The organism is Candidatus Eisenbacteria bacterium (assembly GCA_016867495.1).
Classification (GTDB): Bacteria; Eisenbacteria; RBG-16-71-46; order CAIMUX01; family VGJL01; genus VGJL01.
Genome location: VGJL01000126.1, coordinates 1 through 7,329, shown reverse-complemented (window position 1 = coordinate 7,329; position 7,329 = coordinate 1). Strand labels below are relative to the sequence as shown.

At 65.1% G+C, this 7,329-nt stretch carries 6 protein-coding genes; 3 read left to right on the top strand and 3 right to left on the bottom strand.

What is annotated here, in order from left to right; translation table 11 throughout:
* The first annotated feature begins 634 nt into the window (after positions 1 to 634).
* The 3 genes from FJY88_10310 to FJY88_10300 all read left to right on the top strand — a co-directional run bounded on the left by FJY88_10310 (position 635) and on the right by FJY88_10300 (position 4,373).
* Positions 635 to 2,791 carry a hypothetical protein gene (locus FJY88_10310; GenBank protein ID MBM3287724.1) on the top strand — a complete coding sequence of 719 codons (2,157 nt, stop codon included), beginning with the start codon at positions 635 to 637 and terminating at the stop codon, positions 2,789 to 2,791.
* Positions 2,792 to 3,278: 487 nt separating this feature from the next.
* The gene (locus FJY88_10305; GenBank protein MBM3287723.1) at positions 3,279 to 4,037 is read left to right on the top strand and encodes an IS110 family transposase; all 759 of its coding nucleotides are present in this window, start codon (positions 3,279 to 3,281) and stop codon (positions 4,035 to 4,037) included.
* 81 nt (positions 4,038 to 4,118) lie between these two features.
* Positions 4,119 to 4,373 (top strand): hypothetical protein, encoded by a 255-nt coding sequence (locus tag FJY88_10300; GenBank protein MBM3287722.1) that lies wholly within the window; start codon positions 4,119 to 4,121, stop codon positions 4,371 to 4,373.
* A gap of 34 nt (positions 4,374 to 4,407) precedes the next feature.
* On the opposite strand, the gene FJY88_10295 is transcribed toward FJY88_10300, so the two are convergent.
* The 3 genes from FJY88_10295 to FJY88_10285 form a co-directional block, all read right to left on the bottom strand.
* A complete protein-coding gene (locus FJY88_10295; GenBank protein ID MBM3287721.1) occupies positions 4,408 to 5,106 on the bottom strand; it encodes a hypothetical protein in 699 nt (232 codons plus the stop codon).
* A complete protein-coding gene (locus FJY88_10290) occupies positions 5,103 to 6,176 on the bottom strand; it encodes a hypothetical protein (GenBank protein MBM3287720.1) in 1,074 nt (357 codons plus the stop codon). The genes FJY88_10295 and FJY88_10290 overlap by 4 nt, the downstream gene beginning before the upstream one ends.
* A 450-nt stretch (positions 6,177 to 6,626) precedes the next feature.
* On the bottom strand, positions 6,627 to 7,329 hold a 703-nt coding region (locus tag FJY88_10285; GenBank protein ID MBM3287719.1), incomplete at its 5' end, for a transposase.

The following is a 7,329-nucleotide window of genomic DNA, read 5'->3' as shown; positions in this document are numbered from 1 at the left end:
CAAGAGGCACTGGATCACTTCCTCTTCTTGAGCGAGGAGCACATCCGCCGCGTCGTCAGGGAGTATATCCGCTTTTACAACCGGGGCGCGGCCGTCGCAAGCGATCCACGGCATCCCGGATCCTTATCCTGAGCTGATGGAGCCTCACCCGCCGAACGGCCGCATCGTCGCTCTCCCCGTTCTCGGCGGCATCCAGCACGACTATCGCCTCGCAGCCTGAGACCGCTCCCCTTGGTCGATGCGCACGCGATTAACGGGGGGCACATGCGTCCAGCCTTCGCGCTCCCGATGCTTCGCGCCCGGATCGTTGACCCGGATCAGACCTCACGAGCGTCCCCCGGCCTATTAAGCCTGACTCCTTCAACTCCAAGGTCAGTTGCTTCTACCCGAGATGAGGTTTTCGCGGACCACGGCGGGGTCCGGATGAGACCCGCGCCCCACCCGTTGCTGGCGAGTCGGATCAGGATGATTTCCCTCCATATTCTGATTCATCGCGCAACCAAGGAAGTAGCCGCCCCCGGTCCCGCCGCCCGGCCAGGAAGTCGCGAGCAGAGGCGAGCAGGTATGCGGGCCCCCGCTCCCCGCCCTGCCGCAGCAAGGCTGCACGGCCATCGGGGGATGAAAGGAGTGCCCAATGCCGACAAACGAGCAACGCCTGACACAGCTCGATCCTCAGCTCGCCTATCTCGTGCAGCTCACGCGCTACGGTCTGAAGCCCCTGAGCCGCTGGGAGGGCAAGCTGAAGGAGGGCGAACGCGACGCAATCGGATCGGCAGGACTGTCGGTCGACACGATCGAAAGGCGCACCAGAATCGGCCGCAAGATCCCGCAGACCGTATTCTCACGCAGCAGTAGGGCCACTGAGTTCTATCGCCGTCGCTTCCACGGCACGCGGCTGCAGAACACGCCGCGCGAGATCCGCCAAGAGGGATGGTTCTTCGGCTATCCCTCTTGCTGCGTGGACGAATTCATCCGAAGGCCCTACGCGCCGAACCAGCTCTCGCGGGAGGAACAGGAGATCCTCTTCCACTGGGCGTGCCCGGACTGTGTCGTCACGCCCGGTCTCTTGCGCGAATACCGCAGGATCCACGCGGAGTGCGCGCGCCTCTTCCGGGGACGCAAGATGCTGCGCCGCCCGGTCCCCACCCTTCCGCGCACGTTGGCTCCGCTGGCGGCCTCGCTGGCGCTTTCGGCGGGCGCGGCGGCGTGGAGTTCGGCGCAGGACCCCCATTGGCTGACGACTCACGATGACGGCGACAACGATTACCTCTCCGTCGCCGAGGAGATCCTACGCGGCACGAGCTGGGACAACCCGGACACGGATGTCAACGGCTTCCTGGACGGGGTTCAGACTTCATACTACCTGAACGAACTGATCAACTCCCCACATCCGGGGATCGATGTCATCCCGCACTACCTCCACGACTATGAGCCCTGCATGATCTGCGGCATGCGCGTGGACATGGGATTTGTCGAGATCATCAACCACAACCGTGGCGGCTTGACGTACAACCTCCACTTCATCGCCCTCCATTACCTCGAGAACGGCTGCCTCGAGTACTGGGGCATGATGCACCAGGGTCGGGTCGCCATCGATCCGCTCAAGCGGATCTACTTCCCTTACGATTCCGCGCACCAGCCTCCCTTCCCGGACAGCAACGATCCGGATGGCGACGGCCTCCTCACCGAGGAGGAGCGCGCCATCGGGACCGATCCTCTGAACTGTGACACCGACGGCGACACCGTTCCGGATGGAGCGCAGTTCATCGAGGGGCTGCTGCCTGTCCTGGCGAATCTGCCGAGGAATCCGGACACCAACACGGACACGCCGTTTCTGATGGAGTACTGGATGGACGGGCTGGAGAACTGCGAGGTCTGCGGATCATGGTTCAACATGGGTCACGTGGACATCGTGAATCCTCGGGAAGGTCTCACGCTCTCCGTCCCGTTCGTCGGCGTCCATGCTCTGGCCAACGGCGCGTGCGTCTACAACGGCACGCACAACGAGGGGCGCGTACTACCCATCCTGCTTCGCACTGTTCTTACGGGTGACGGGACGGTCCACTGGTTGCCGGTGGTCGGGGACGGCGATGGCGACGGCCTCACGAACGAGGAGGAACTCGCTCTGGGCATGGATCCCACGATCCCGGATGAGAACCGCAACCTGGTTCCGGACGGCCGCGAGCTGGCCGTCAGGATGGCTGGTGTCATCCGAGAGTTGCCCGAAGGACCGCTGCCGGATCGCGCGTACGTCATTCACCATCTTACGTTCGGCCACTACAACTGCTTGACCTGTGGGCAGCCGGAGAACATGGGGTACATGGAGATCGTGAATCCCCTCAACGGGACCACGGTCAACGTCCCCTACTACAATCTCCATTTCATGGACCGCGGCGGCTACTCGACCGATCGCAACGATCTCTATGCGAGGGTGGATCCGGTTCAGATCGCCCGCGTCCTGTTCATGGAGGATCCGACGAGCGGGACGACTGAGCCCGCGAACTGCGGCTGGACGGGGATCAGAACAGCGCCGAATCCGCTGTCGGCTGGGGAAGCGGCGGAAATCGCTCTCAGCCTGCCTGGTCACGAAGGCGAGATCGACATCGCCCTCTTCGACGCCGCGGGGAGAAGGGTCCGCGAACTCTTCGCCGGTCCGATGCCGGATGGAGCACTGCGTCTCGCTTGGGATGGTCGCGACGGAAACGACGAGCCCTTGCCGGCGGGGACCTACTTCTGCAGAGTCGGAATAGGAACGGTGGTCATGAGCCGCAAGATCACGATCACACGCTGAGCAGAGCCCCGTTGGGCGCGTTGTCGTGATTCCCCACCAGACGGCGAGGGGCCGGGTGAACCGGCCCCTTCCGGCAGGTTCTATGATTGAGGATTGACTAAAGAACATGTGCCGGATGCGGACGCAGTTCTCGACTGCAGGCCGCCGTCAGAGGAAGATCTTCACTCGCGCGCTGTCGTCCGAAACCAGAAGGGCGCTGGAATTCCCTACCAGCTCTTCTTGGCCTGCGCGCCCTACCGGGGGCCGTGCCGGGCGATCTCTTTGGCGAAGTCGTGAGCGATTCGACGGAACATCTCATCGCCGCTCTCGCCCCAGCTTGATACCTCGCCTGTGAAGTTGCCGCTAAACGCAACCTCGCCACTCTTTCGAGCGCATAGGCATTATGGGGGTTGGCGTCCGCGAGGCTGGACTCGCGCCGGTCGGTGGCCGGGCCTGTCTGCGAAGAAATGGTGTTCTCCGCTGGATGGAGGCAGGATTCCGATGACGTTTGCGGAGTCACCACTTGCACCCAGGAAGGAGGACGCCTGTGGACAGGCATATCGGGCTCGACGCCCATGCGTCAAGCTGCACGATCGCCGTGGTCGGTCCGAGCGGTCGGCGGCTGCAGTCTCAGGTTCTGGAGACGAACGCACGCGTGCTGATCGAGTTCCTCAAGACGATTCCCCAGCCGCGGCATCTTTGTCTGGAAGAAGGAACGCATTCCCATTGGCTTCACGAAGTGCTGGCCCCCCAAGTGGAGGAGATCGTGGTGGTGGGGGTGGCGGAGAGGCGTGGGTCGAAGGACGACCAGCGGGACGCCTTCGGCCTGGCCGAAGCGATGCGGGTGGGCACGATCGAGACGTATGTCTACAAGGGGCTGGGCGAGTTTGGGGTGCTACGGGAGTTGAGCCGGGCCTACGCGATGATCGTGGACGATTCGGTGCGGGTGCAGAACCGGCTGAAGAGCTTGTTCCGTTCACGCGGCATTTCGACCGAAGGCAAGGAGGTGTATCGGGCTTCGGCTCGAGAGGCGTGGATGAAGAAGCTGCCCGTGAAGATGCGCTCCCCGGGTCAGCTCCTCTCCGAGGAACTCGACGCGATCCGCGCGTTGCAGAAGCGGGCGGGGCAGGCGATGCTCGCCGAATCGCACCGGCACAAGATCAGTCGGATTCTGGAAACCTGTCCGGGGCTGGGCCCCATCCGGATCGCCCAGCTCCTGCCGATCGTGGTCACCCCGTACCGCTTCTCGAGCAAGCGGGCATTCTGAGCCTACGCCGGCATGGCGATCGTCATGCGCAGTTCCTCCGATTGGATGAGAGCTCCCGACGGACGGTGGGTGCGGGTGCCGGTGCAACGCACCAGGGGGCTCAACCGGAGTCACAACCGCACCCTGAAGATGATCTTCAAGGGCGCGGCCACCACCGTCATTCAGCGGGCGCGGGCAGAGGAGCCTCTCTACCGACACTACCAGCAGCTCCTCGATGGAGGCACGAAGCCGAACCTGGCCAAGTTGACCCTGGCGCGCCAGATCGCCTCCATCGTTCTGTCCATGTGGCGATCAGAGGAGGCTTACCAACCGGCGAAGCTGAGAAAGACGGCATAGCGGGTCGCCCGGCTGGAAGGGTCGATGGTTAAGGTCAACACCCATTGGCGGTAGCCGGCCTCGGGCAGAAGATGATCCACGAGCCAGGCCGCCGTGTCCCCCCGCCCGCCGGGCGAGGCAGCTCGGACAGAGCTTGCCCTTGCACGAGAAGGCCACCAGCCTCTCGTAGCCGCGCGAAGCCGTGGCAGAGCAGGCCGCAGTCGAGGTAGCGACGGAACTCCCGCTCGACGAAGCGCGGATAGCCGTCACCGTCCCACGCGGCGGCGGCCACGAGGGCTGAAACCAGACCTACGGCGAGGAAGTGCCAGGCCGTAGACGGATCGCGGGGCGAGTACCAGAGATCGGTGGGCCCGTCGAAGAGATCGACCGCGCTGGAGGGAGCCGCGCGGGCCAGGAGCAGCCCCAGGGCGGCATGCGGGACCGAGACCAGGGAGAGCCCGGCACCGTACTTGCTATAGGATCGGCCGTCCTTCCCCCGGAAGAGAAAACCTTCAGGAAACTCCCCGGGGGGAATCGCGAGACCCTCTCCACGGACGACGCTCTGCGCCACAAGCCCCATGGTGACGCCATCGGGTGTATAGACGCGCCCGCTCGTGCAGAGCGTGTAGAACAGGGCCAGGAAGAGGAAGATGAGCCAGGAGGATCGGACGGATGAAGAAGGTGCCCGCGTCGGGCCCGGCGCGATTCCGGGCCTTACCCAGCCGGTTGACCCGGATGTCGCTCCGCCCGTCACTTGAGGACGGTGATTCGTCGCGAATGAGCGGAATACGGAGTACGAAGCCGGCAATAGTAGGCGCCGCTGGCCGCGCCTCGCGTTTCCAGGAGAAGCGTGCGCTCGCCCGGGTCCAGTTCCCCCTCCACCACCGTACCCACCTGCCGCCCGGCGGCATCGAAGAGCTCCACCAGGACCGGCGAACGCCGGGGCAGCGCGAGGCGGATCTCGGCCAGCCCGCGCGACGGGTTGGGAGCAATCTGTTCGATCCACGCGCCCTTCGCGGAGGAGGGTCCCTCGCCGGATGAAGCCGCCGGCCTGAGCCAGCTCAGGAAGGCGGCCAGGACATCGGTCTCGGCCCACATGGTGAGCCCCTGGAATTCCAGGGCGGCCGCCTCCATCTCTCGGCTCAAGTCTTCCGTCACCTGGATGGCCAGAGACGCCTCCATGCCCGGGACGAGGACGGCGAGCTGGATGCGAACACCAGGGTTGGCCTCCCGCACCTGCGACGCTCGCGCCACCGCCCATTCGACATAGTTCTCGCCGTGCGGACCGGAGGCGGGATAGACTCTGAGAAGCTCGTTCGCGTGGATGTGGACCTCGTCCGCCTGGGCCAGCTCGAGGGCGTGCTGCGTGCCGAAGTTGTAGTTCAGCCCGGCCGAGAGGAGGATCGGATGCCCGTACTGCTGGGCGAGCAGGGCCAGGTAGGCCAGAATCTCCTGGATCGTCCTGGCCACGTTTTCCGTCTCCTCGGGCGGCGAGTCCGCTTCGATGTCGTAGCCGAAGACGTCGGTGAAGGGAGCCCACGCGACCTCATGCTGCTGGGCTTCCCTCCAGGACGGCCAGGTCGTGACCACGCGACCCCGGGTATTTTCGGGCGGCCACCCGATGCCGTTCAACACCTGCCCGCGCATGAACAGGAGCCTGTCGTCAGGCAGCGCCACCGTCTCGAATAGATCGAGGTTCGCCGGAGTGTAATTGATGGTGATCGGCACCGGCTCCTCCCGGGCCGCGGCGCCAGGCGGGCAGACGCCGAGTGAGCCGAGAGACCCAAGGATCAGGGCGGAGAGGAGGCGCGACGGATATCTCATGACACAGCTCCCCGTCGGAGCCGACCCGCAAGAAGGCGCTCCCGTGTTCGTGGCCGCGGCGGCATCACGGCGGCGCCCCCGATGACGGCCTGGCCAGGGCTGTCTCTCATTGTCTTCTGGTCCTCCGGCGCTGTCAAGCCTCCGTTCCAGAGCGCTGTCCGGAGAAGCTGCACGCAGCCGGGGGGAACGCCGTGATCAGCCCCGTCCGCGGCACCGCCGCGGCCCGTGTCGCCGGCTGACCCGCGTAACCGGTGCGTAACTCGGGTGATCCAGACTGATACTGGTTAGGCCGAAGTTCTCCCCGACAGGAAGTCGCAACTCCTTGTGGTGACTGGGACAGGGTTCGTTTTAGCTCTCGATTGCGTAGCCAATAATACTACAGAAAGGGGAGGGCGGAATGAGGGGCATATCCTATGAAATGGTTGCCCATAGAAGGAAGATCCATCGCGCCTATGCGTCGCTCCCCCCTCCTTCGGCCAGGGACGGCGCAACCGGTACACCACCTTGCCGTCCTCCCGCAGGGAGAGCCGCTCCTGGCAATTTGCCCCAGATCTCCTCCCCCTCCAGACCGGGCAGCTCAGGATCCAAGTAGTCGCTGCCCCGCGCTTCCCAGGCCGCAACCACCCGACCCTTCAGACGCCGAGCCACCGTCCCGGCCAACTCCTCCACCTCCGCCGTCGTCGGCGCGGGCAAGGGTTCGAAACGCAACGGCCCAACAGTCCCCCCGCCCGCGGAGGAGTCCGCCACCCATAGCCCATCGGGAAGCACGCTGTGCACGTGCGGATTCAGATTCAACACCCCCCCGAAACGCTGCACGAACGTCACCGCTCCCGTATGGCCGCCGACGATCCCACTCTCCCGACCGCGCCGGCGCTGCCAGGCGAAGAGAGTCCGCAGGAAGACCGTCAGCAGTTCATGGACCAACGCACGATCCATCGCCAGCCGGAAGCGCAGGCTCCAGGGGAAGGTCAACACCCATTGGCGATAGCCGGCCTCGGGCAGAAGATGACCCACGAGCCAGGCCGCCGTGTCCCCCGCCCGCCGGGCGAGGCAGCTCGGACAGAGCTTGCCCTTGCACGAGAAGGCCACCAGCCTCTCGTAGCCGCACTGCGGGCAGCGCAGGCGTGCGAAGCCGTGGCAGAGCAGGCCGCAG

Excerpts from the sequence above, each read along its gene's own strand:
- FJY88_10310 (MBM3287724.1), top strand. The coding sequence starts at position 635 with ATGCCGACAAACGAGCAACGCCTGACACAGCTCGATCCTCAGCTCGCC.
- FJY88_10290 (MBM3287720.1), bottom strand. The coding sequence starts at position 6,176 with ATGAGATATCCGTCGCGCCTCCTCTCCGCCCTGATCCTTGGGTCTCTC.